Below are 21,964 nucleotides of genomic sequence, written 5' to 3'. Positions count from 1 at the left end.
ATGTCGATGTGACTGGATTAGAATACTTGTTGGACTTCTTTGATGCCTGGGATTTCTTCCACCAGTGCACGCTCGATTCCTGCTTTCAGGGTGATGGTAGAGGAAGGGCAGCTACCGCAAGCACCCATCAGGCGCAGCTTCACGATGCCATCTTCTACATCAACGAGTTGAACGTCTCCGCCGTCACGTTGCAGGTAAGGGCGCAGTTTATCGAGAACTTCTTGTACTTGATCCATGATATCCATGTTACATTCACTCCTTTCCAAAACCTCTCCTTTATTATAATCATACCATGGAGAGAAATCCATGGCTTACATGCCCTGTTGACACTTTGAAGTTCAGCCGACACACCGAAGTTTAGTAGCATGGACTTTTTGTAATCTTTGCATGTTATAATGAAAAAGAAAGAAGCAAGTACTTCAATATAAGGAGTCAGATCTTCGTGAACGTATTTCGCAATGTGAAGGAACTGATTGGTAATACGCCGATCGTCGAAATTACACAATTTGAGCTCCCTGAGGGTGTCCGCTTGTTCGCCAAGCTGGAGTATTTTAACCCAGGAGGCAGCGTAAAAGACAGACTCGGCATGGAATTGATTCGTGCCGCAGAAGAGAACGGCCAATTGGCCCCAGGTGGTACCATTATCGAACCGACAGCAGGAAATACAGGAATTGGTGTAGCGCTGGCCGCTGTAGGAACTGGTTATAAAGTCATCTTCTGCGTACCAGCGAAGTTTTCCGAGGAAAAGCAAGAGCTGATGCGTGCCCTCGGAGCAGAAGTTGTCAATACACCGACAGAGTTGGGGATTAAGGGTGCAATCGCCAAGGCAAAAGAACTCGCAGAATCGATTCCGGGTGCTTTTGTTCCACAGCAATTTGCTAACCCGGCGAATCCAGACGCACACTACAAGACAACAGGTCCGGAAATTTGGAGTCAAATGGACGGCCAAGTAAACGTATTTGTGGCAGGTGCAGGCTCTGGCGGTACTTTCATGGGTGCTGCTCGTTACTTGAAGGAACAAAACCCAAACGTGAAAACGGTCATTGTCGAGCCAGAAGGTTCCATCTTGAATGGGGGAGAATCCGGCCCGCATAAAACAGAAGGGATCGGCATGGAGTTTTTGCCTCCGTTCATGGATACGAGCTACTTCAACGCCATTCACACGATTCTCGATGTAGAAGCATTCGATCTGGTCAAGCAGTTGGCTGCCAAGGAAGGATTGCTCGTAGGCAGCTCCTCAGGTGCAGCCATGGCAGCGGCACTGCGCGAAGCAAGAGAAGCAGCTCCAGGGACTAATATCGTTACACTGTTTGCCGACGGCAGCGAACGTTATCTAAGCAAGAAAATTTACCAGGGGGGAATTTAAGATGCGTATCAAAACTCGTCTGATCCACGGCGGAATCGATGGAGATCCACATACAGGAGCCGTATCCGTTCCAATTTACCAGGTAAGTACGTATAAACAGGAAGCCATTGGTGTTCACAAGGGCTTCGAATACTCCCGTACCGGGAACCCGACCCGTCACGCATTGGAAACGTACATCGCAGAAATCGAAGGCGGCGCACGCGGCTTTGCATTTGGTTCTGGTATGGCGGCACTCTCTACCATCCTCTCCATGTTCAACAAAGGCGACCATCTCGTTGTAGGTGACGATGTATACGGTGGTACTTACCGTGTCGTTACGCGTGTTTTCTCCCGTATGGGTCTGGAAGCAACTTATGTAGATACGAGTGATCTGGCAGCGGTAGAGGCGGCAATTCGCCCGGAAACCAAAGCAATCATTATGGAAACACCGACAAATCCGCTGCTGAAAGTAAGCGACATCAGCGCGTTAGCAGGCATCGCAAAAGCAAAAGGCGTGCTGCTCGTGGTAGACAACACGTTCATGACACCATACTGGCAAAATCCGCTGGATCTCGGTGCTGACATCGTGTTCCACAGCGCAACCAAATATTTGGGCGGACACAGCGACGTAGTAGCAGGTCTAGTCGTAGCAAAAGATGCGCAAGTGGGCGAAGACCTCCATTTTGTGCAAAATGCTATTGGCGGTGTGCTTGGACCACAAGATTCTTGGCTCTTGCTGCGCGGTATGAAGACGCTGGGAATTCGTATGGAAGAGCATGAGCACAATGCTCGTACGCTGGCAAAATGGCTGTCTGAGCGCAGCGACATCAAACGCGTCATCTATCCTGGTCTGTCCAGCCATTCCGGTCATGAGCTGATTCAAAAGCAAGCACGTGGCTTTGGCGGTATGATTTCCTTCGACGTAGGCAGCGCAGAGCGTGCTGACGAAGTGTTGGCAAAGGTAAAATACTACACGCTGGCAGAATCGCTGGGTGCAGTGGAGAGCTTGATTAGCGTACCTGCACGCATGACACATGCTTCTATCCCGGCAGAGCGCCGTGCTGAACTGGGCATTACGGATGGCTTGGTGCGGATCTCTGTTGGTATTGAAGATGTTCAGGATTTGATCGAGGACCTGGACCAAGCATTGTCCTAAGCTAGCTGACCCGGGGGAGGGCGGATATAGTGACTGTCGATATCAAGGTTTTTGGGACAGAGCAATTGTGCGCAAGCTGCGTCAATTTGCCATCTGCAAAGGAAACAGCCGAGTGGCTGGAGGCGGCACTCTCTCGCAAGTATGGGAGTGACAGCATCCGCATCGTTTATAGCGACTTTCAACAGCCGCAGACAGACGATGACAAAAGCTGGGCGAATCGCATTATCGAGGAAGATTTATGGTATCCGCTTGTCGTAATTTCCGGGGAAATTGTCGGTGAGGGAAATCCGAAATTAAAGGATATCTATGAAAAGCTGGAGAGCATGGGCGTGCAGCCGATTGCTTCGACAGCAGATGCCGAATAAAAGGAACGACCAGATGCTTACGTCTGGTCGTTTTTTTGATATTTTAAATTCCAGTTGAAATCACACCGTTCATCTATCAGCACTCCAAAGTGTGCTGGATAACGTCAAGTAACGTGCTGTTTACTTTTTGTATATCATTCGTAAACATTCTGTAACGAAATAGAGCAGGCTTCGTCCTATAGTAGTAAATGTAACCAATAACTTACCATATAGTGGAGGCCATAACGATGAATAAAAAATGGATGAAGCCTGTTACATATTTGCTGCTTGCAGGAGTTGTAGGCGTAGCTGGATTTTCTGCAATGAATACACAAGTAGCCCACGCAGACTCTGAAAAAGGAAAGCTGTTCTCTGCCGCAGCTGAATTGAAGCTCGCGAAAAACACCTATGTGATCGATCAAAAAACGGCTGACGTGAATGGCGATAAGAAGGATGACGTCGTATACCTGATTGGCGAAAAGGAAAAAGCGGACGACATCTATTCCTCCAATATGAACATCGTAGTGAAAGACGGAAAATCCGGCGCTTATAGCCAAACGGATATCAAAGAGCTGGGCGGCTATGAAGGCGAGCTGACTCTCGTAGACTTCACGGGTGATCATGTTGCGGATGCGTTTGTGAAAACAGCAACTGGCGGAAGCGGCGGCGTTTACAGCCACGTAATTGCTACCTTTGAAAACAACAAGCCAGCCGTGATTTTTGGTGAAAAGGAAAACGAAGGAATTCGCTACGAGGGGAAATTCGTAGATGGCTTTAAAGTAGAGGGCAAAGGCTCCCACTTGGATAAGCCGCTGACGCTTGAAGTGAGTGCCAACCAGGATGTATACGTAGCGGCCAAGCTGTATGACAAAGCAGGCAAAGTACAGCCAACCGAAGATGCTGTTTCTGTATTCTCCTATCCATTCGGTTCTTTGACTCCAGTCGATATGGATGCGAACGGCACATTTGAGCTGGTAGGGGAACAACGTCTTGTAGGAATGAACAACACAGATACCGTTTCTCGGATCAATTCCGTCTGGGGCTACCAAGGGGAAGGCAAATGGAATCCATGGGAAGTAGAGTATTCTACTTTCTTGAAAAAACACCCGGGTGAAGCGATCAACACGATGATTGAAAAGTAATAATTATAGAGTTTGATACGCAGCCTCCTTTTTATGACGGAAATGTAAAAGGAGGCTGTTTTTCGTTGCCAGGGAATGGTTCTACCAACCGACTTTTTCTCATATGGATTTTGGGTACAGGGGTAACCAAAGGAGGAAGAGCGGATGGACCAACCGATTGCTCGCTACTACGAGTTAAAGGAAATTCAAAAGCAGGTAGAGGAAGAATTGAACGAGCTACGGAGTAAGCTACTTGAAGCTTACAGCGAAGCAGGCAGCGCAGAGGAAGGCGAATACAAGCTGCTGATCTCCTATCAGGACCGGCGAGAATACAACGATGAACGCCTTTACAATGCCTTGCCAGATCCTTCGCTTTGGCGCCTCATGTCGAAGGCGGATACCGGGAAAATTTCGAGTTTGCTCAAGCTGAACGTTATTCAAGAGAAGGTACTTGCAGACACCTTTGAACCGAAAAAAGTACCAGTTTTACGTGTCCAAAAGCGATAAACCAGCAAAATAAGGGAACCGTCAGGAATAATCTTGACGGTTTTTTTGCATGGGAAGAATTATTTTGTATAATGGAATGATATTGAAAATTCCTGTTTTTTTCTTGTTTTTCTCTAGTAAATCTTCCATAGAAAGAGGTATCCCCCATGAAAATAGGCTTGGCGCAGACGAGGTTTCCCCAATCAGCGGCGGAAGGGCTAGCGATCATCAAACAGCAGATGATCAACGCTGCGCAAAACAATTGCGATCTGATTTGCTTTCCTGAATCGGTGATTCCAGGGCTGCGCGGTGTAGGCTATGAAGTGGAGGCATACAATCATGAGGTACAACGCAGAGCCTTAGAAGAGATTCGTGCGCTGGCGAAGGAATGCCAGCTTGCCGTCATTTTACCGATGGAATGGAAGGATGAGCGCGGCTATCATCTAGTCGCCTTTGTTGTGGGGAAACAGGGAGAAGATCTTGGACTGCAAATAAAAAATCAGATCGATCCAGATGAGGATCAGTTTGACTATATTCCGGGTGAAGGGCGCCAATTGTTTACGATAGAGGATGTGTCGTTTGGCATTGTCATTTGTCATGAGGGATGGCGATATCCAGAGACGGTACGGTGGGCGGCACGCCGCGGGGCAAGCATCGTTTTCCATCCGATGTTTACAGGAGAAGTTAGCAATCCCGATTTTTACAACGGGGCAATGGTTTGCCGAAGCGTGGAAAACAACATCTATTTCGCCAGCGTGAACTACGCGATTCCGAATCAACAAGTGACGACGACGCTGATCTCGCCGACCGGGGAACGGCTATGTGTGGCGGATTCAGGGGGCGAAGAGCTACTTGTATACGAGATTGATCCTGCGAAAGCTACGCGATTATTGGCCCAGCGCTTCCGGCCAGAGTTGGTTGAATAGGAAGGTATCGTCTTACCAACGATAAAAAGCTGACGTCCATACCACTCCGACGTCAGCCTTTTTGTCTGCCTACATCTCCTTGTCCACATAACGTCCATACTTGGGGACAGCTACCCGATCAAACTCCGCAACCAATTGGACCAATCCATCGGCCAGCTCCTCGCCATACATAGGTGGACCGTGACCGGTGATTGCATACGCAGGGGTGAGATTGGCAAGCTTTTCGACGGATTGCCGAGCTGCCAGCCAATCGGTTGTAAGATAAACAGGAGGACCGGTCAGTTGCTTTTGCTGAATCACAACTTGATACAATGAGTCCTGCTTTACCGTAACAAAAGCGTCTCCTGCGAGGAGAGTTCTGTCTTCATCACGAAAGAAGGAAATGTGCCCTGGCGAATGTCCAGGTGTATGTATCCAGCGCCATCCAGGCATTCCGGGAACACTCCCGTCTTCGGGCAAAGGATGAACATGGCTGCCCAAATCGATTGGTTCATTTGGAAACAACGGCGACATCTTCGCAAGCAGCCCGCCCTCAACCGTTCCATCTGGCTCCGGATAGGATTTTTGGCCTGTCAAATAAGGGATTTCAAGCGAATGGGCATAGACAGGAACCTTCCACGCTTTTACGAGCTCGATGACTGCCCCGACATGATCGAAATGGCCGTGAGTAAGCATGATGGCTCTTGGCTTGGCTTCCTTACCAAAGCGCTTCCGGGCAATCTCGATGATTTGTTCCGCCGATTGTGGCATCCCCGCATCTATCAGAACCCATGATTCTGAATCTCCTATCAGTGCGATGTTCACAATTTGAATGGTGTAGCATTCTACATCTGGTCTGACTGTTTCTTCGACTCCACTTCGAAAGGAAGTCATCGGCATGTAATTGTCAGCCAACGTATCGTTCATATCCCCGTATGTATTTGGTTCCATTGAAAAAACCTCCAAGCTAGTTATTCTGGTCTAGGATATTATGTGGGTTTCGCTTGGAGATTATATACAAAAAGAAAACCTGTTAGGCCATCCGGCCAACAGGCTTGTGCACTATCCCATATGCTTTTTGTACATCCATAGCTGACCGCTCTTGATGACACGAGCCATCTGACCGACCAGAGACATTTTTCCCATGCTGGCAAAGCCTTCCTTTTTGCCGAGGGAACCGAGGAAGCCTTTGTGCTTGAGAGCAGGCAATGAAGCTGGATACTCCTCACCTTTGATGTCTTTTTTCAACATCATGGCAATTTGATCGCCTTGGATCTCGGCTGTTTGCGCGCTCGGCGCGATGATGGTGCTTGCACAGTCACCTACTACATACACGTTTGTATGGGACGGGATTTGATGATATTGATTTAGTTTGGCGCGTCCGATGTTGTCTGTTTCGATCGGTAGAGAGCGCACAATTTTGTTCGCTTGAATACCTGCTGTCCATACGATAACATCACTTTCAACAGGCTGGTTGTGGTTGTACACGATCCCTTGCTCGATGCTAGTGACATTTGCCATGGAAACAAGCTGTACATCGTGTTCAATGAACCATTGAGAAGCATATTCCTGAAGCTTTTTCGGGAATGGGCTCAAAATGCTTTGACCGCGGTCGATGATGCGTACATTCAGGTCGGGACGGCTCTCGCGCAGCTCAGCAGCCATTTCCACCCCGGAAAGACCACCGCCCACAACGCTAACCGTACCGTATGGGTTCACATTATTGATTGCCATGTATGTGTTGCGAGTAGCTCCCATGGTTTGGATCGAACATGTAAATTGATCAGCACCAGGGATATCATGGTAACGATCCTCACAACCCAATCCGATTACTAGCCAATCGTAGGAAAGGGTGTCCCCGTTAGCAAAATTGACGACCTGCTCGTCCAATTCCACGCCAGCAATTTCACCGTATTTGACGGTCAGGCGTGGATCGTTTGGAAATGTAACACGCAGGTGAGATTCCGGTGTAGTACCTGCCGCCAGAGCGTAATACTCTGTTTTCAAGCCATGAAACGGCATACGGTCTACGAGGGTTATAAACACGTCATCTGGTAAATCAGGGGACAGGACTCGCTCAATAATACGAAGACCCCCGTATCCTCCTCCAAGGATCACAAGTCGTTTCATAGAAGGTCTAGTCCTTTCTTCTGTCCGTTTTTTACAGCACCCACTCTATTTTTAGTCTCTTTCACTAAAAATGCAAGCAGAATCTTTTTCCCGTTTTCTCCGCTGGATTTTTATTAAAGTCGAGGTACAATAAAGTACATGATGATGTCGAAATAATCGGTAGGTGACAATAGATGAAACCACTAGTAGAATTTTGCGCGAGCAATGTTTCCTCCTATACGCAATCCGTCGTGGATGCATTGGAAAATGATCCTGATCTGGATGTGGACGTACTCGAGTACGGCTGTCTGGGGTATTGCGGTGAATGCTACATGGAGCCATTCGCGCTCGTAAACGGCACATTGGTACAAGCTCCAACAGCAGATGAATTACTGGTGAAAATCAAGAATAAATTACGGGAGGAAGAAGAGCTGCTGGATGCAGATTTTCCTCTGTAGATTGTTCTCTTAGGATGTTCATTGGGGAGCATGATCAACCGTGCGCGTATCAAAATAGTAAAGCTGATGCCCAAGTGATTTGGAGCATCAGCTTTTTTATGGATTAATGTTCTTTGATCACGTTGTAGAAGGTATCACGTTCCAGGGCGCGTTTTCCTGCGCCTTTGATCAACCAAACCAACTCATCTACAGTCAGAGCTTGCTGGGTAAGGGCACCGGCTGAGTGGCTGATGCGCTCCTCGATCAAGGTTCCGTGAGCATCGGAAATTCCCATTTGCAGAGAAAGTTGAGTGAGCTGGGTACCAATATTGATGAAGTATGCTTTGATATGCTGGAAGTTATCGAGCATCAGACGGCTGATCGCCATTGTTTTCAAATCATCAATGGCAGAGTTGCGGCGTTTGATGCCTGCTGTTGCTTTGATTGGTTGAACTGCCAATGGAATGAACACCATGAAGCCGTTTGTGTCATCTTGCAGCTCGCGCAGGCGGAGCATGTGGATCACGCGCTCTTCCAATGTCTCGATGGAGCCGTACAGCATGGTGGTATGTGTTTTCAAGCCTAACTCATGAGCCGTGCGGTGTACTTGCAGGTACATGTCTGTACTTGCTTTTTCCGGGCTCATTTTCATCCGATAGCGCTCAGTCAAAATCTCAGCGCCACCACCAGTAAGGCTTTGGAGACCAGCTTTCATCAGCTCTTGCAAAACCTCGCGGATGGATAGACCGGAGATGCGGGAGAAGAACTCAATCTCTGCACCTGTGTACGATTTAATCGTCACATCCGGGTACGCTTTTCTCAAGGTACGAAGGGTGTCGAGGTAGTAGTCAAATGGCTTGTGCTGGTTATGTCCGCCAACGATATGGAATTCACGGATACCGGGATGGAAGCGAGTTTCTACATAATGAAGCAACTCTTCCATGCTCATCGTGTAGGCACCTTCATCCCCTTCATCGCGGCGGAAGCCACAGAATTTGCAATGAGCTTCACATACGTTGGTTGGGTTGATGTACAGATTTTGCAAAAAGTAAACGTTATCCTGATTCTTGCGATAGTTAACAACGTTAGCCAATTGTCCAATCGTCAAAAGATCGTTGGAATTAAAAAGGGTGACACCGTCTTCCAAGGTAAGTCTTTCGCCATGCATAACTTTTTCAGCGATTCCGGCGAGAGATTTGTCTTGTATGGCAATCGTTTCAAGCGCCATTCCAAACACTTCCTTTCAAAGTCAATGGTTCTTAGATGAAAGAGCTTTAATCCAGTCGTACCCAATCGATATTCGTTCCATGGGAGTGGAAAGGCTCTTAGGAATAGAGTAAATCTCGGGCAACAAGAGCACCTATATTATAAACCTCTTGGTAAGTACGAACAATATCATAAGTTCTCCAACTCTCTTGTAGGAAGTCGCAAATGTAAAAATGTAACCATTACCGTCGTATTTTTGGTATATTTTCGGAAATAAAGGAATTTTTGTTTGCGAAATTCTAGCTGTTCTTGTAAAATATAGTAAGAAAGCCTGATCTATTACTAGGAGGAGCTTCAAATGCGGGACGTTTTGCTCGAGAAAATCGAACTCCTTCGACAGCGTATGGTAAATATGGGGTTAGAGTTTGGGTTAGATCATCCAGATGTCCTAGAATACAGTATACAAATTGATCAACTACACAACGAACTGAACCAGATCGATCATAGTCTGTCTAAGGCAGGGAACCGGAAGAAAGCTTATAGATTTTATCTAATGGAAAACAATGCACATTTTGCATAGGAAGGGGAAACCCTTCTTTATTTATTTGTAAAGAGAGAATGAGCACGTAAAGTGCAGGGGAACCTTGTGGGAAGAAGCGTTTCTTAGTAAACTGAATATACTGGTTGTAACAAGTGCAGGAACGATGAGCCTGTGAAGGAGGGAAAGAAGCATGATTACATTGACAGAGCGCGCCAGTCTGAAGGTAAAAGAAATGCTGGCAGCAGAAGGCAAGCCCGATGTGTTTTTGCGGGTAGGTGTCAGAACAGGTGGTTGCAGCGGCTTTACCTACGGGATGGGCTGGGACGAAGAGATGAAAGAAGGCGACGAGACCTTCGAGCAAAACGGTGTGAAAATTGTTGTCGATAAGGACAGCTACCCATACATTAAAGGTACTGAGATCGATTTCAAGGAATCGATGATGGGCGGAGGCTTCTCCATCGAGAATCCGAATGCAGTCGCTTCTTGTGGGTGTGGATCTTCGTTTAAGACGGCACTCGCTGAAGGCAAAGCCGAGAAATGTGACGACTAAAATTGCATACAGAGACCTCTTGTATTCGTGCAGATAACTGACACGAATGCAAGAGGTTTTTTTATTGAAAAGGACAAAGTGTTTTACAAAATATGGTTCTCTTCATATAGTTAGAAATAAATGGAATGTACATACAAAAGGAAGGTAGGATGTCTTCAGCATGCAGACGATAAGACGGATTTTGACGATCTTTTTTTCGCTTATTTTTTTATATGGTGCAATCCCTCCGACGATTCATGGGGCTCCCGAGTCAAAAGCGGTAGTGGGAGGTAGTCTTGCGTTCTCTCCCCGAGGGCAAGTAGAAGTTGGTCAGAAGGTCACGATAACAGCAACGATTGCCAAGAGGGGGGAGATAACAGAAGAAGCGAGATTCAGTATCGAAGGCCCCGACGAAGAGCTTGAGATGGACGAAGTGAAAATAAAAGAAAAAAGTAAAAAATATGAGGTTACGGGAACATTTATCCCGGAGGAGCCAGGGAAATATACTATTAAGTTAAGTCTGTTCATGGAAGATGAAGATGGACAAGAGATAGAGGCATTGGTTGATGGCAGTATCCGTATCAACTCGAAGTGGATTTACTATTATGTTCCTGAGAATGGCAACCATTCAAGAGGAACAATCTACAAGGATAGATTGGAAAAACAGGAAGCGCTGAAAATAAGCAAGGCCAATCATTTAACGGGTGAAATTCATCAGGATGAGGATGGGATTTATTACTTGCGTGTCACGGATCCAAGAGAGCTTGGGGGGATATTCAAAAGCACGCTTTATACGATCAAACATGGACGGAATACGCCAGAAGCACTCGAGTTTGCAGGGAAAAAAATTACGTCCCTATCCGTTGTAGATGGCTATATACACTTTACGGCGTATACAAGTGATAACAAATTCGTATTGTACAAGTCAAAACGAAAATCTGACAAGAAAGAGATAGTACGAGAAAACGTAGATTTCGCAACCGTATCAGATGATTGGTATTATTTTCACGACAGTGTGGACCAAGGACTATATAAAATGAGGCTGGACGGAACGGACGAAACAAAACTGACCGATGATGACACAAAAATATATATAAACCAGAGCCCGATTGGTGTCTATACTGATGCGATCGCTTTTCGGGATAGCAATTTTTAAACATATCCTCATGACCAAGGATGGAAAGATCTTAAAGGATATGAAAGCTCTCAACGGATATATCGTAGAAGTAGTGGATGGAAGCCTCTACGATAGTACTCATGACAATGCGCTGTACCGTGCAGAGATCGATTCGGACGAAAAAGAAAAAATCGTCGATTTCGAGAAAGATGCCATTGTAGAGATTAACGTAGCGAAACAATATGTCCTCTACATGAAAAAGAACAAGGAGCTATATAAGGTGAAATGGTAATAACACTTGAAATCCATACGAAGGTATGGATTTTTTTGTGCGGATTTTCCTTAATGAAAGAAAAATTTCCAAATCGTGTCACAAAATGACGCCTTTGTTTGTTATACGTGCGAATCGGAGGTGAGAGGGCTTGGATCATAACGAAATGGAGCAAGCGCTAAAGGAGGTCAGAGCCGGGGATATCGACCAATTTGGTTTGATCATCGATGCGATGCAAAAGCCGTTGTTCGTGTACTGCTATCACATGCTGGGACACCGACAGGAAGCGGAGGATGCTGTCCAGGAGGTTTTCTTGAAAGCATTCGAGCAGCTGGATAGCTATCGACACAACGTTTCTTTCTCGGCATGGATGTATAAGATTGCGTATCATCATTGTCTGAACCTCTTAAACAGAGCGAGGCGGAATCGCGTGGTTACTTTTTTGCGAGCGGGGATTCAGACGGTCAGTCGCCATGAGGGGGAAAAGAAAGTAGAGGATACGGAGTATTTGAATAACCCTCTTCATGTAGCAATATCAAAGCTATCTGTAAAAGAGCGGAATCTGCTGATCTTGCGTGTGGTGGAAGAACGCAGCTACGACGAGCTGGCCTTGTTGTTTGATACAAAGCCAGCTACGCTGCGAAAACAGTATGAACGGGCATTGAAAAAATGTAAATCTTACATGCTCGTGAGTGAAGGCGGTGATAGACATGACTCGATCTCAGCAACCCGATGATTGGAAACAACAGCTAACCGCCGCCGCCGATGATTTCGATGTCAAGGAACAGGTCCTTCAAAAAATCAAGGAACGAAAAAGTATATCGGAGGGAAAACAAATGAAAAAAAGATTGGGATTAATTGTTGCAGCCATTCTTGTGTTCGGAGGAACGTCTGCCTATGCAGCCATGAAGGTATACGAATTGAAGAATGAAAAAGGGGAAGCAGTTGTGAAAGTGCAACAAACTACTACTCCACTACAAAAAGGTAGCGCTGAAAGTATAAAAACCTTTGAAGATGCACGAAATTCGCTTAAGCCAGGAGAAGGTGCAGCTATTTATATACCTGGACCGGACAATCCGAAAAAACGTGTTTCCTTCACATATATTCCTGTCGAACATCTGACCACAGCACCGTTGCAGAAAGAAGTGAGCAGCTTTTATGAAGTACCAGCAGAGATAGCAGGTGGTTACAAGTTTGTAAAAGGGCATGTCGAGTATCCATTTGATTATAGCCAACCAGAATTATTCGCAGAAATGCACAAAGAGGCGGAGAAGGACAAGAAACAAATCGTCATGCGAAAAGTATCTCCTAAGCCGGTAATAAATAGAGTCTTTACGTTGTACAAAGGGAGTGCAGGAGCAGAGAAGGACGGGGACGTATACATCGCCATCACGAACTTTGAGGGTGTGAAATGGATTGAGGAAGAAGCAGGAGAGGATGCCATCGTAGAAAAAGTGAAAGTGCAAAAATATGAGGGAATGTATATAGCTAGGAAGCTAATGGATGGAACCGAAGAGAAAGTCATAAAGGTTTATCAAGAGGACAAGAATAGACTCATCGAAGTGGGTGCCATGAATCCTGCTCTGACGAAAAAAGATTTACTGATGATTGCCGAAAATTTAAAGTAGATATACCTGACCAAAAATGTAACATTTATCCAAATTTGCACGTACTTACAAGAGCAGCTCCTTCGTGGAGTCTGCTCTTACCTTTTTAAGGGCAAAAGCATGAGTAAGGAGTGAAGAAGTTGGCTGATGTTAAGCAAGTACAAAAAGGCTTGCAGTGGCTATTGCTGGGGGCATTTGGGATCGGTTTACTGTTTGACTGGATGTTTTACGGTAAAGGATTGGGCATCTCGTATCTGTTGTTCGTAATCGGCGTATACGTTCTTTTTATTTGGCAGGCTAGACAACGTATTCATATAAGCTTTTCTCGAAAGCAAGTATTCGACTGGATATGGACTCTTCCGATTTTTCTATTGGCGCTAACCTTTTTTCTATTTTCCAATCCGCATTTTCACCTGTTCAACCTGTTGCTGATCCCGCTACTATTCGTGATCCAAACGATCCTGATCACCAAACGTCATCAAGCGAAATGGTACGAGTCAGGCTTTTTCATGGAAATGATGGAGACATTGCTTCTTTACACCCCGAAGCATACGCGTCTGCCATTTAGGCTGACAAAGGAATGGATCAAGGGTAGGGTGAATCAGGAGAAGTATGGGGTGATGAAGAAGGTTTTCATCGGAATCGGCATCTCGGTGCCTCTACTGGTGATTGTACTCTCCTTGCTCTCGAATGCGGATAGTGTGTTTGGACATTTTCTGGGTCAAATCCCGCGGAGGGTGATTGATGTTAATTCACTTGAAGCAATCTTTCGAATGATGCTAATCGCTCTCATTACGATCCTTGTTTTTGCTTACATGTATTCTCTTTTCGGGAAACGAGAAGAAGTAGTGGAACTCCCTGTACCCGAAGATGACAAAAAGATCGTCTGGGACGGAGTGATTCTCGTAACGATTCTGGCGATCATCAATATTGTGTACACAGCGTTTACATACATTCAGATATCGTATTTGTTCAGCGGAGCGAAGCGAGTTTTACCAGATGAATTGACGTACGCCGAGTATGCTAGAAATGGCTTCAATGAGCTGGTGACGGTCACCGTTATTAATTTCTTGATTCTCCTATGTACGATGCACTTCGCATCACGGGCAAAAGCAATGCTCTACCGGATCATTCAAGTTCTGCTGAGTATGCTGACGATTTGCACGGGCTTCATGCTCGTGTCCGCCTATTTTCGCCTCTCACTGTATGAGGATGCTTATGGGTATACGCATACGCGGCTGTTAGCTCACGTTTTCATGATATTTCTGTTTATGTTGTTTATCATTGCTCTCTTGAAAATTTGGCGCGACGGTTTTTCTCTGATCAAGTATTACGCGATTGTGACACTCGTGAGTTACGTCATTCTGAATTACATCAATATGGACGTCATCATTGCCAAAAACAATGTACAGCGCTATCATGCGACTGGGCACATCGACATCGAGTATTTAAGCGAGCTGTCTTATGACGCCATACCAGTGGTTATGGAGCATGTGCGGGACAAAAAGGTAGAAGAGAAATTCATGGAGATGCTGCAAGAGCGGAAAGAGATTTTGTATGAGGACAATAGCTGGCAGTCCTTTAATCTCTCGGAGTATCGGGCAAAGGCATATCTTCCATGAAAATAGTGAGGACGGAGACGAGGTGATCTATCGTCTCCGTTTTGTTTGGAACCAAATGAGATAGAACAAGATTCCTCCTGAGATGATGACAATAACCGTAACTAAATAATCACTCCAATTGAGATTTGCTGAAGGGACAGGCACTGTGCCAGACCCCAATACTTGCAAGTCTTCTCCTGCATCTGCTTTGAGGACTGTTCGTGTACAAATATTGGTTTCTAGCTCATTTAGCTCCCAATAAGAGGCATAGACAAGATATTCTTGACCTGGTTGAAAAGGAATGCCGCATCCGCCTCCAAGACCGCCAGTGACGATCTGAACTTGTGTCTGATCCACTCCTTTCCACGTGGACTGCACCTCGAAAATAACATCAAAGCCCCCTCGCTCTGGTTTATCCCAAAAGAGAAGCCAACGAAGCCAGTCAGTTCGCTCATTTACCTGAAGCACCTTGCCTGTAAATACAGCAGCAGACTGATCCTTTGCTGTTAAAGGGTCAGGAGGTCTGGCACAACTACAGGCCGACGCAGGAAAGGGCTGGATAAAAAAGGTGAAAAGAATCACGAACGAGAAAAAAGTAAGAATACCTTGAGCGTTCCTAATAATCATCACTGATCCACTCCTCTAAATCATAAGACGGGGAAAAGAGAGGATTGTTCCGAAAATGATGATGACAACGATTATTTTGTGTATCCTGGTGGGAATAATCTTTCTTGCCTACCATACGACTTATGTCAAAACATCGACAGTGAAGCTGACGATCCCTTCTGTACCCCCACTTACATTGGTTCATCTTTCCGATCCTCATGGACGAACACGGTTTTGGAATGGGGAGTTGCACAAACTGGTGAATGTTCACGATCCGGATTTGGTGATGGTGACGGGAGATTTAACACAGCACAGCGGGCAGTTGACGCGTGTGTTGAATGAGCTAGCGAAAATAAAGAGCGAGGATGGGATATGCTTCGTTCCTGGCAATTACGAGAGAGAAGCAGGAAGATTTCGCAAAAAGGTTTATTCCGATGCTGTCTACGGTTCCCAAAAAGAGGCCTGGCAGCAGGTGATGACGGTGTTGGAAAACGAGGGTGCCGTGATCGAAAAGGACGGCAGTCGCATTTGGATTTATGGCTTCGATAACTCGATTTACGGCAATGAACGTCGTCCAGAACAAGAGATCCAGCAGGCGAACTTGACGATATTTTTGGCCCACTCTCCCAAGATTATCTCATTGATTCACAACGAGCGTTTGAAGGCTGACCTTCTCTTGACCGGACACACCCACGGGGGACAAATTCGCTTGTTCAATCGTACTGTTGGTGCCTACAAGCATTTTCATATCGGGCAAAAAGAAGATCAATTCGTTGGTGTATTTGGCATCAGTCGCGGGCTTGGTACTTCCAGGCTGCCAATCCGGCTGAATTGCTTTCCAGAGATCACGGTGTACGCGATCAATCAATCATGAACGCTCGTGTTCATCAATCGTTCCCCAATTCGTCACTGTTCGTTCACATGATCCCAGATTTTGGATTGATTTCATCGAGTAAGATGGAAGTGTAGAAAAAGAAGAAAGAAGGGGTCAAACGTGAACAAGAAGTGGGGTCTATTGATTTCTTCAGTTGCATTGTCTGCCATGTTGATGACAGCATGCGGCGGAGACAAGGAAGCTGCTAGCACGGATGCAGCGGCTCCTGCGGCGACTACTGGTACACAAGTGAATATCGAAGCTAGTAACTGGAAATTCAATCAAGAAACCTTTGAAGTAAAAGCTGGCGAAGAGTTCACGATCAACTTCATGTCGACAGAAGGCTTTCACGGTATTGGTATCCAAGGGCTGGATGTAGACCTTCAAAAAGATGGCAGCAAAACGATGAAAATCGATACAGCTGGGGAGTACACCATCTTTTGCAACGTGATCTGTGGACCGGATCATGGCAAAATGGTAGCAAAATTAGTCGTGAAATAATTCGATTCTCTCATTGTCATAAAACAACAAACAAGCACTTTGGCCTGCATAGCGGGTCAAGGTGTTTTTTCATTTCACAGGTGGGGACATACTACATGGGCAGCCACTCATCGAGTAAGGGAGGGAACCACATGTCCAAGCACAACAACAAAGACAAACGGCCAACAGAAGCATCCGCCGGCTCACGCAGCACTCCTCCGAAAACAGGAGAGAACACCGGGCATAATTTGCGGAAAGAAGATCGATCGTAGCATAAGGCTTAGCAGCAAATAGGAGAAAGTCCTCCCATGACGGAGGGCTTTTTTGCTCGTTATATATACATGTTTTTCGCGATTTTTGCACATGGTAAGGAGGAAAAGTTTTCAAGTCGGTGATGCGATCCAAAAAGGAGATGAGTGACACTGGATAAGAAGCACTACTACGTGACCTTGCAAGCAGGAACGACAGTGGCGGAAATTCGCGATGAAAAAGGCTCCGCCACGTACGATTTTGAGATTGAAGCGACCGACGTTCAAGTGGGCATGATGCGAGACTTGTTCAATAACTGTGTCCATGGTGATTTCATGATGTGGATGCATGGGCATACACTATGGTCTGACATGCCGGATCGGGACAACGACGAATACGATGACAACCTGCGAGCCATCTACCAACTTATTTATCAGTATGGCACCGAAAAAACAAAAAGCGATCTCGAGCAAATGGGCCTTGTAAAACTATTGGGGCTGGATAGAGAAGAGTTGCGCCCTTTTTAACGGTCTATCATAGACATTTTCTAATCAGAAGGAGTGAATCATATGAAGATGTGGAAGCAAGGAATGATGACAACAGCGCTGGTAATGGGTCTCGCCATGCCAGGTGTTGCGTTTGTCCAAGATGTATCTGCAACAGGTGCCCAGGTGATCAAGCCGAATCACAGCCATGATGAGCATGGCGAGAAGCACATGAAGGTGCGACACAGCTCAAACAGGGGCGTTCATCAAAAAATGTACATGCTCTTGCTAGCGGAAAAATATGCACCAGACAGCGTGGGGAAATGGCAGGCAGCGTTTAAAGAACGCGATCGGTTAATGGGTGAGTTCGAGGCGCTGAGTGACGACCCGAAGTGGCAGGCGAAGCGTGAAGAACGCAAGCAACTGATCAACAAGCTGAATGAACAAGTGAAGAAGGGCGAAATCACCAACGAACAGATGGAAAAGCAGTTCAAGGAATGGAAAGACAAAAACATGGGGCCAAAAGAAGAACGTGACGCCCGAAAAGCTCGGATCGAGCAAATGAAAAAAACACATGAGGCTTTTGACTCGGCGATTGAATCTGGCGATACAGCCAAGATTAAGGAGTCACTCCAGCAAATGCTGGAACAAATGCAAGCAAACAATTCTCGTATGGCGGAAAAGCTGGCCATGAAGAAAAAATAACGTTTTAAACAAAAAAGGACGTGACCCACTTACTGGTACGCGTCCTTTTTCATATCGGTTACAAGCATAGCGGGGGTCCATTCATTCAGGATGACCTTCTGTTCCGTTTGGCAGGAGGGACACCAGCCCGTATGGATGCATTGGTGGCGTGTACGATCTATGTAACCGTTGTCCATCTTGGCATCGTCTATCTCCCGGTACGGGCTGTAACTCCCATAAAAGTCATACAGACGGCCTGCATCTTGCAGAGCTTGACCGCACGTTGAACACGCTTGTTGGAGCGGCGTGAAGCCATTACAAACTGGGCACAGATGATTCAAAGCGTAATCGCCTCCTCGTTGCTTCTACTGTGCACGCCAACAAAAGCGGTTATGCAATGGAATGAAAAATCCCTGTCGCAGCCATCGGAGGCAACAACAGGGACGAAACCTTTTTACGACTTGAAGTTGTCCATGCTTGAAGAATGACCAGGCTGCAATTTGGCGTCCGGATTAAAGTAAGAAACCGCGTTGTTAACAGCGGTAGGGGCCTCACCAAATCCGACAGCGATCAGCTTGACCTTACCAGGGTAGGTTGCGATATCGCCTGCTGCGAAAATGCCTGGAATGTTTGATTCCATGCGGGTATCGACCACGATGGAGCCTTTTTCGAGTTCCAGCCCCCAGTTCTTGATCGGACCGAGAGAGGAGATGAAGCCGAAGTTGACAATCACTGCATCGACTTCCAGATCGATTTCTTCTTTTGTCGTGCAATGGGCCAGCGTGAGTTTTTCGATACGCTCCTCGCCGTGCAAAGCTGCAATTTCGTAAGGTGTCGTGACGTTTACTTTGGAGGACATGAGCATTTCTACGCTGTGTTCATGTGCGCGGAACTTGTCTCTGCGATGGATGAGGTGTACTTCTTTTGCGATAGGTTCTAGCATGAGGGACCAGTCCAGAGCGGAATCACCGCCGCCAATAACAGCTACACGCTGTCCCTTGAAGGAGTTCAGATCGGTAACAAAATAGTGCAGATTGGATTTTTCATATTTGACGGCATCTGGGTGTTCCAGCCTGCGAGGTTCGAACGCTCCTACCCCAGCAGTGATGATTACGGATTTGGAGTAGTGAGTGCCTTTGTCCGTTGTGATTTCAAACACATCGTCTACTTTTTTTACGACATTTTCCACTTTCTCTTCCAGACAAACGGTTTGCTGAAAGCGGGAAATCTGATCTTTCAGATTATTGATCAAATCTTGTGCTAAAACCTTTGGAAATCCGGCTACATCATATATGTACTTCTCCGGATAAAGAGCGGATAACTGCCCACCTAACTGGGGCATGCTCTCAATGATTTTTACACTGGCCTGCCTCATCCCGCCATAAAATGCTGTAAATAACCCGGCAGGGCCGCCACCAATGATCGTAATGTCGTAGATTTGCTCGTCCTTTTGCAGAAAATTCAATCCAAAGCACCTCCGAATTAATCGTAAGCGAACTCCTCAACCATTATAACCCATACAAGTAGAAAAACAGGAGAGAAAATTCGAAAGATGATAGGCAAAAAACCCTTGCAAATCCAATCGGTTGCCGATAAGATGAGGATGACTGTAAAGAAATTGTCACATTTTTCTACGTCTGACTTTGTGCATTTTTTCACAGAGTGGTTCGGATGACATCTCAGGACAATAATTCCGATACTACACGGATCATGAAGTGGGGCATCTTAATAGGTACCAGACCACGTGAAAAATCGCACAATCTTCCTTAAGTTACCATGAACAATGACATCATACATGATTGGAAGGGATACTGATGGGTACACCCAAAATCCTGATTCTTGGCGCTGGATACGGTGGTTTGCTCACAACGTTGCAGCTTCAGAAAAAGCTCAACTACAATGAGGCGGAAATCACCTTGGTCAACAAGCACAACTATCACTACATCACGACTTGGCTGCATGAGCCGGCTGCAGGTACGGCACCTGCGGATCATGCCCGCGTCAGTCTGGATGGCATTTTGAACAAGGACAAAGTCAACTTTGTCAAAGGAACGGTGCAAGCCATTCAGTCAGAGGAGCAGACCGTCACGCTCGAAAATGGCGAGGTGCTGGCGTATGACTATCTCGTCATCGGATTGGGCAGCGAGCCAGAAACGTTCGGAATTGAGGGACTCAAGGAGCATGCGTTTAGCATTCGCAGCATCAATGCGGTCCGTAATATTCGCGAGCACATTGAATACATGTTCTCCAAATTTAAAAATGAGCCGGATCGTACGGACTACCTCACGTTTGTTGTGGGTGGGGCTGGCTTTACAGGCATTGAGTTTTGTGGAGAGCTCGGCGATCGTCTGCCAGAGCTGTGCCGAGAGTTTGATGTCGATCCAGAACTGGTGAAAGTCTACTGCATTGAGGCAGCACCAACAGCATTGCCTGGCTTTGATCCAGAGCTGATCCAATACGCGATGGATGTATTGGAGAGAAAAGGCATCGAGTTCAAAATTGGAACACCGATCAAGCAGTGCACGCCGGATGGCGTACTGCTGGCTACCGGAGAAGAAATCAAATCAAAGACGGTTATCTGGGCAGCAGGTGTCCGCGGAAACAGCATCGTGGAAAAAGCGGGCTTCGAAGTCATGCGCGGTCGCGTCAAGGTAGACGAATACTTGCGTGCGCCTGGTCATGAGAATGTTTTTGTCGTAGGGGATTGTGCTTTGATCTTCAATGAACAAGGACGTCCTTATCCGCCAACTGCGCAAATCGCGGTACAGGAAGGCGAGACGCTGGGTGAGAATCTGGCTGCCTTGGTTCGTGGCGATCTGCCTCAAAAATTCATCCCGCATCTGCAAGGGACACTGGCCTCCCTTGGAAAAGGTGAGGGCATCGGGCAAGTAGGTTCGAAAAAGCTGTTCGGCAGTACAGCAGCCATGATGAAAAAAGCGAGCGACCTGCGCTACTTGTACAAAATTGGCGGCGTCGGTCTCGCCTTGAAGAAAGTAAAGCTGTAAAACAATGCGCCACGCGAGCATTCAAGTCCGGGGGCTCATGGTCCGCGAAGAGATGGATCGGTACAACGCTATGATGGAAGTGGGCCTTTACCTGGAGGAACAGGGGCGACACGATTTGGCATGGCATGTACAGCGTGAAGTAGATATTCTCATCCTGCCTGCCATCGAACGGCTCAAGGAAAAGGGCCGCGAGAGGGATCGGGAAAATCTGCGATACATGATCGATAATGGGCTCCTAGATGACGAGGATGATTGATAGGTACCCCCGGCGAAGAAGAGCCGGGGGTTTCGTTTAGCTAGGACATGGAAGGAGTGGGCTGGATGCGCGAAGGGAAGGTTTGGCTAGGCGCCTGCGGGATCGTCATTCGCGGGCAAGAAGCATTAGTAGTCAAAAAAACGTACAGCGGACTAAAAGGGCAATGGTCATTTCCTGCGGGATTCGTGCAGGAAGGCGAGACGGTAGATGAAGCAGCAGTGCGTGAAGTGCTGGAAGAAACGGGTGTCGAGGCAGTCGTGCGACAAGTAGCGGGAATTCGTTCAGGCGTCATTCGAGAGTCCATTAGCGACAATATGGTCGTTTTTTGGATGGATTACATGGGGGGGGAACCGCGCCCGCAGGAAGGTGAGATCGCGGAGGCGAGATTTTTGCCGATACAGGAGCTGCTTCATGACCCGTTGTCTTCGACTTATTTGAAAATCATATTGCCGGACTATATAAAACGGGAACAGGGAATGACAGGTCAATCGTTTGATATCGATCCTATTTTTCAATACACTTCCTATAAAATCTTTAAGTAATCCTGCGA

28 protein-coding genes are annotated in these 21,964 nt (G+C 46.6%); 22 read left to right on the top strand and 6 right to left on the bottom strand.

The window, feature by feature from the left end; all coding sequences use genetic code 11:
• Positions 1–17: 17 nt before the first annotated feature.
• Positions 18–245 carry a NifU family protein gene (locus AB432_RS24630; RefSeq protein ID WP_007715787.1) on the bottom strand — a complete coding sequence of 76 codons (228 nt, stop codon included), beginning with the start codon at positions 243–245 and terminating at the stop codon, positions 18–20.
• Positions 246–442: 197 nt separating this feature from the next.
• Between AB432_RS24630 and cysK the strand changes: the two genes are divergently transcribed.
• The 6 genes from cysK to AB432_RS24600 all read left to right on the top strand — a co-directional run bounded on the left by cysK (position 443) and on the right by AB432_RS24600 (position 5,378).
• Positions 443–1,366 carry a cysteine synthase A gene (cysK, locus tag AB432_RS24625; protein ID WP_007715789.1) on the top strand — a complete coding sequence of 308 codons (924 nt, stop codon included), beginning with the start codon at positions 443–445 and terminating at the stop codon, positions 1,364–1,366.
• A 1-nt stretch (position 1,367) separates the two neighbouring features.
• On the top strand, positions 1,368–2,501 hold the full coding sequence (locus AB432_RS24620; RefSeq protein ID WP_015893022.1) for a bifunctional cystathionine gamma-lyase/homocysteine desulfhydrase: 1,134 nt from the start codon (positions 1,368–1,370) through the stop codon (positions 2,499–2,501).
• A 29-nt stretch (positions 2,502–2,530) separates the two neighbouring features.
• A complete protein-coding gene (locus AB432_RS24615; protein ID WP_047072988.1) occupies positions 2,531–2,866 on the top strand; it encodes a YuzD family protein in 336 nt (111 codons plus the stop codon).
• Positions 2,867–3,093: 227 nt separating this feature from the next.
• Complete coding sequence (locus tag AB432_RS24610; RefSeq protein ID WP_048034530.1) at positions 3,094–3,987, top strand: hypothetical protein; 894 nt, start codon at positions 3,094–3,096, stop codon at positions 3,985–3,987.
• 144 nt (positions 3,988–4,131) lie between these two features.
• Positions 4,132–4,473, top strand: a complete 342-nt coding sequence (locus tag AB432_RS24605) for a hypothetical protein (RefSeq protein WP_048034529.1) — start codon at positions 4,132–4,134, stop codon at positions 4,471–4,473.
• 146 nt (positions 4,474–4,619) lie between these two features.
• A complete protein-coding gene (locus tag AB432_RS24600) occupies positions 4,620–5,378 on the top strand; it encodes a carbon-nitrogen hydrolase family protein (RefSeq protein WP_048034528.1) in 759 nt (252 codons plus the stop codon).
• Between the two features lie 69 nt (positions 5,379–5,447).
• On the opposite strand, the gene AB432_RS24595 is transcribed toward AB432_RS24600, so the two are convergent.
• Positions 5,448–6,308 (bottom strand): MBL fold metallo-hydrolase, encoded by an 861-nt coding sequence (locus tag AB432_RS24595; RefSeq protein WP_048034527.1) that lies wholly within the window; start codon positions 6,306–6,308, stop codon positions 5,448–5,450.
• A 111-nt stretch (positions 6,309–6,419) separates the two neighbouring features.
• A complete protein-coding gene (locus tag AB432_RS24590; RefSeq protein ID WP_048034526.1) occupies positions 6,420–7,487 on the bottom strand; it encodes an NAD(P)/FAD-dependent oxidoreductase in 1,068 nt (355 codons plus the stop codon).
• A gap of 173 nt (positions 7,488–7,660) precedes the next feature.
• Here AB432_RS24590 and AB432_RS24585 point away from each other — a divergent pair, with 173 nt between their 5' ends.
• On the top strand, positions 7,661–7,924 hold the full coding sequence (locus AB432_RS24585) for a DUF1450 domain-containing protein (protein ID WP_047072975.1): 264 nt from the start codon (positions 7,661–7,663) through the stop codon (positions 7,922–7,924).
• A 103-nt stretch (positions 7,925–8,027) separates the two neighbouring features.
• On the opposite strand, the gene mqnE is transcribed toward AB432_RS24585, so the two are convergent.
• Entirely contained in the window at positions 8,028–9,131 is a 1,104-nt protein-coding gene (gene mqnE, locus AB432_RS24580) for an aminofutalosine synthase MqnE (protein ID WP_048034525.1), read from the bottom strand.
• Positions 9,132–9,467: 336 nt separating this feature from the next.
• Between mqnE and AB432_RS24570 the strand changes: the two genes are divergently transcribed.
• The 7 genes from AB432_RS24570 to AB432_RS24540 all read left to right on the top strand — a co-directional run bounded on the left by AB432_RS24570 (position 9,468) and on the right by AB432_RS24540 (position 14,796).
• A complete protein-coding gene (locus AB432_RS24570) occupies positions 9,468–9,689 on the top strand; it encodes an aspartyl-phosphate phosphatase Spo0E family protein (RefSeq protein WP_048034523.1) in 222 nt (73 codons plus the stop codon).
• Positions 9,690–9,840: 151 nt separating this feature from the next.
• Positions 9,841–10,200 carry an iron-sulfur cluster insertion protein ErpA gene (gene erpA, locus AB432_RS24565; protein WP_007716763.1) on the top strand — a complete coding sequence of 120 codons (360 nt, stop codon included), beginning with the start codon at positions 9,841–9,843 and terminating at the stop codon, positions 10,198–10,200.
• Between the two features lie 160 nt (positions 10,201–10,360).
• Positions 10,361–11,335 (top strand): DUF5050 domain-containing protein, encoded by a 975-nt coding sequence (locus tag AB432_RS24560; protein ID WP_048034522.1) that lies wholly within the window; start codon positions 10,361–10,363, stop codon positions 11,333–11,335.
• Positions 11,336–11,345: 10 nt separating this feature from the next.
• Complete coding sequence (locus AB432_RS24555) at positions 11,346–11,588, top strand: hypothetical protein (RefSeq protein ID WP_162630266.1); 243 nt, start codon at positions 11,346–11,348, stop codon at positions 11,586–11,588.
• A 130-nt stretch (positions 11,589–11,718) separates the two neighbouring features.
• The gene (locus AB432_RS24550; protein WP_048034520.1) at positions 11,719–12,303 is read left to right on the top strand and encodes an RNA polymerase sigma factor; all 585 of its coding nucleotides are present in this window, start codon (positions 11,719–11,721) and stop codon (positions 12,301–12,303) included.
• Positions 12,278–13,195 carry a hypothetical protein gene (locus AB432_RS24545; RefSeq protein ID WP_048034519.1) on the top strand — a complete coding sequence of 306 codons (918 nt, stop codon included), beginning with the start codon at positions 12,278–12,280 and terminating at the stop codon, positions 13,193–13,195. Before AB432_RS24550 ends, AB432_RS24545 begins: the two co-directional genes overlap by 26 nt.
• Before the next feature lie 119 nt (positions 13,196–13,314).
• On the top strand, positions 13,315–14,796 hold the full coding sequence (locus tag AB432_RS24540; protein ID WP_048034518.1) for a DUF4153 domain-containing protein: 1,482 nt from the start codon (positions 13,315–13,317) through the stop codon (positions 14,794–14,796).
• Between the two features lie 27 nt (positions 14,797–14,823).
• Here AB432_RS24540 and AB432_RS24535 read toward each other — a convergent pair whose 3' ends face one another.
• Positions 14,824–15,402: a hypothetical protein gene (locus AB432_RS24535; protein ID WP_235617546.1), complete on the bottom strand. Its 579-nt coding sequence runs from the start codon at positions 15,400–15,402 to the stop codon at positions 14,824–14,826.
• A gap of 55 nt (positions 15,403–15,457) precedes the next feature.
• Here AB432_RS24535 and AB432_RS24530 point away from each other — a divergent pair, with 55 nt between their 5' ends.
• The 5 genes from AB432_RS24530 (at position 15,458) to AB432_RS31560 (ending at position 18,440) form a co-directional block, all read left to right on the top strand.
• Complete coding sequence (locus AB432_RS24530; protein WP_235617545.1) at positions 15,458–16,255, top strand: metallophosphoesterase; 798 nt, start codon at positions 15,458–15,460, stop codon at positions 16,253–16,255.
• Between the two features lie 120 nt (positions 16,256–16,375).
• Positions 16,376–16,756 carry a cupredoxin domain-containing protein gene (locus AB432_RS24525; protein ID WP_048034516.1) on the top strand — a complete coding sequence of 127 codons (381 nt, stop codon included), beginning with the start codon at positions 16,376–16,378 and terminating at the stop codon, positions 16,754–16,756.
• Between the two features lie 395 nt (positions 16,757–17,151).
• A complete protein-coding gene (locus tag AB432_RS24520) occupies positions 17,152–17,511 on the top strand; it encodes a hypothetical protein (RefSeq protein ID WP_007716752.1) in 360 nt (119 codons plus the stop codon).
• A gap of 42 nt (positions 17,512–17,553) precedes the next feature.
• Positions 17,554–18,174: a hypothetical protein gene (locus tag AB432_RS24515; protein ID WP_048034515.1), complete on the top strand. Its 621-nt coding sequence runs from the start codon at positions 17,554–17,556 to the stop codon at positions 18,172–18,174.
• 20 nt (positions 18,175–18,194) lie between these two features.
• Positions 18,195–18,440: a hypothetical protein gene (locus tag AB432_RS31560; protein ID WP_201265904.1), complete on the top strand. Its 246-nt coding sequence runs from the start codon at positions 18,195–18,197 to the stop codon at positions 18,438–18,440.
• Positions 18,441–18,607: 167 nt separating this feature from the next.
• On the opposite strand, the gene AB432_RS24505 is transcribed toward AB432_RS31560, so the two are convergent.
• A complete protein-coding gene (locus tag AB432_RS24505; protein ID WP_048034513.1) occupies positions 18,608–19,618 on the bottom strand; it encodes an NAD(P)/FAD-dependent oxidoreductase in 1,011 nt (336 codons plus the stop codon).
• A 349-nt stretch (positions 19,619–19,967) separates the two neighbouring features.
• Between AB432_RS24505 and AB432_RS24500 the strand changes: the two genes are divergently transcribed.
• The 3 genes from AB432_RS24500 to AB432_RS24490 all read left to right on the top strand — a co-directional run bounded on the left by AB432_RS24500 (position 19,968) and on the right by AB432_RS24490 (position 21,956).
• On the top strand, positions 19,968–21,158 hold the full coding sequence (locus tag AB432_RS24500; protein ID WP_048034512.1) for an NAD(P)/FAD-dependent oxidoreductase: 1,191 nt from the start codon (positions 19,968–19,970) through the stop codon (positions 21,156–21,158).
• 4 nt (positions 21,159–21,162) lie between these two features.
• A complete protein-coding gene (locus AB432_RS24495) occupies positions 21,163–21,414 on the top strand; it encodes a hypothetical protein (RefSeq protein WP_007716742.1) in 252 nt (83 codons plus the stop codon).
• Positions 21,415–21,479: 65 nt separating this feature from the next.
• Positions 21,480–21,956: an NUDIX domain-containing protein gene (locus tag AB432_RS24490; protein WP_048034511.1), complete on the top strand. Its 477-nt coding sequence runs from the start codon at positions 21,480–21,482 to the stop codon at positions 21,954–21,956.
• The last annotated feature ends 8 nt before the right edge of the window (positions 21,957–21,964 follow it).

The sequence above is a fragment of the Brevibacillus brevis genome (assembly GCF_001039275.2).
In the GTDB taxonomy this organism is placed as follows: Bacteria; Bacillota; Bacilli; order Brevibacillales; family Brevibacillaceae; genus Brevibacillus; species Brevibacillus brevis_C.
Note: the sequence above shows the minus strand (reverse complement) of the source record. Positions and strands in the feature narration are given on the sequence as shown.

Coding starts and splice junctions, on each gene's coding strand:
- AB432_RS24630 (WP_007715787.1), bottom strand. CDS start 245: ATGGATATCATGGATCAAGTACAAGAAGTTCTCGATAAACTGCGCCCT.
- AB432_RS24620 (WP_015893022.1), top strand. CDS start 1,368: ATGCGTATCAAAACTCGTCTGATCCACGGCGGAATCGATGGAGATCCA.
- AB432_RS24610 (WP_048034530.1), top strand. CDS start 3,094: ATGAATAAAAAATGGATGAAGCCTGTTACATATTTGCTGCTTGCAGGA.
- AB432_RS24605 (WP_048034529.1), top strand. CDS start 4,132: ATGGACCAACCGATTGCTCGCTACTACGAGTTAAAGGAAATTCAAAAG.
- AB432_RS24600 (WP_048034528.1), top strand. CDS start 4,620: ATGAAAATAGGCTTGGCGCAGACGAGGTTTCCCCAATCAGCGGCGGAA.
- AB432_RS24595 (WP_048034527.1), bottom strand. CDS start 6,308: ATGGAACCAAATACATACGGGGATATGAACGATACGTTGGCTGACAAT.
- AB432_RS24590 (WP_048034526.1), bottom strand. CDS start 7,487: ATGAAACGACTTGTGATCCTTGGAGGAGGATACGGGGGTCTTCGTATT.
- AB432_RS24585 (WP_047072975.1), top strand. CDS start 7,661: ATGAAACCACTAGTAGAATTTTGCGCGAGCAATGTTTCCTCCTATACG.
- mqnE (WP_048034525.1), bottom strand. CDS start 9,131: ATGGCGCTTGAAACGATTGCCATACAAGACAAATCTCTCGCCGGAATC.
- AB432_RS24570 (WP_048034523.1), top strand. CDS start 9,468: ATGCGGGACGTTTTGCTCGAGAAAATCGAACTCCTTCGACAGCGTATG.
- erpA (WP_007716763.1), top strand. CDS start 9,841: ATGATTACATTGACAGAGCGCGCCAGTCTGAAGGTAAAAGAAATGCTG.
- AB432_RS24560 (WP_048034522.1), top strand. CDS start 10,361: ATGCAGACGATAAGACGGATTTTGACGATCTTTTTTTCGCTTATTTTT.
- AB432_RS24555 (WP_162630266.1), top strand. CDS start 11,346: ATGACCAAGGATGGAAAGATCTTAAAGGATATGAAAGCTCTCAACGGA.
- AB432_RS24545 (WP_048034519.1), top strand. CDS start 12,278: ATGACTCGATCTCAGCAACCCGATGATTGGAAACAACAGCTAACCGCC.
- AB432_RS24535 (WP_235617546.1), bottom strand. CDS start 15,402: ATGATTATTAGGAACGCTCAAGGTATTCTTACTTTTTTCTCGTTCGTG.
- AB432_RS24530 (WP_235617545.1), top strand. CDS start 15,458: ATGATGATGACAACGATTATTTTGTGTATCCTGGTGGGAATAATCTTT.
- AB432_RS24515 (WP_048034515.1), top strand. CDS start 17,554: ATGAAGATGTGGAAGCAAGGAATGATGACAACAGCGCTGGTAATGGGT.
- AB432_RS24500 (WP_048034512.1), top strand. CDS start 19,968: ATGGGTACACCCAAAATCCTGATTCTTGGCGCTGGATACGGTGGTTTG.
- AB432_RS24495 (WP_007716742.1), top strand. CDS start 21,163: ATGCGCCACGCGAGCATTCAAGTCCGGGGGCTCATGGTCCGCGAAGAG.
- AB432_RS24490 (WP_048034511.1), top strand. CDS start 21,480: ATGCGCGAAGGGAAGGTTTGGCTAGGCGCCTGCGGGATCGTCATTCGC.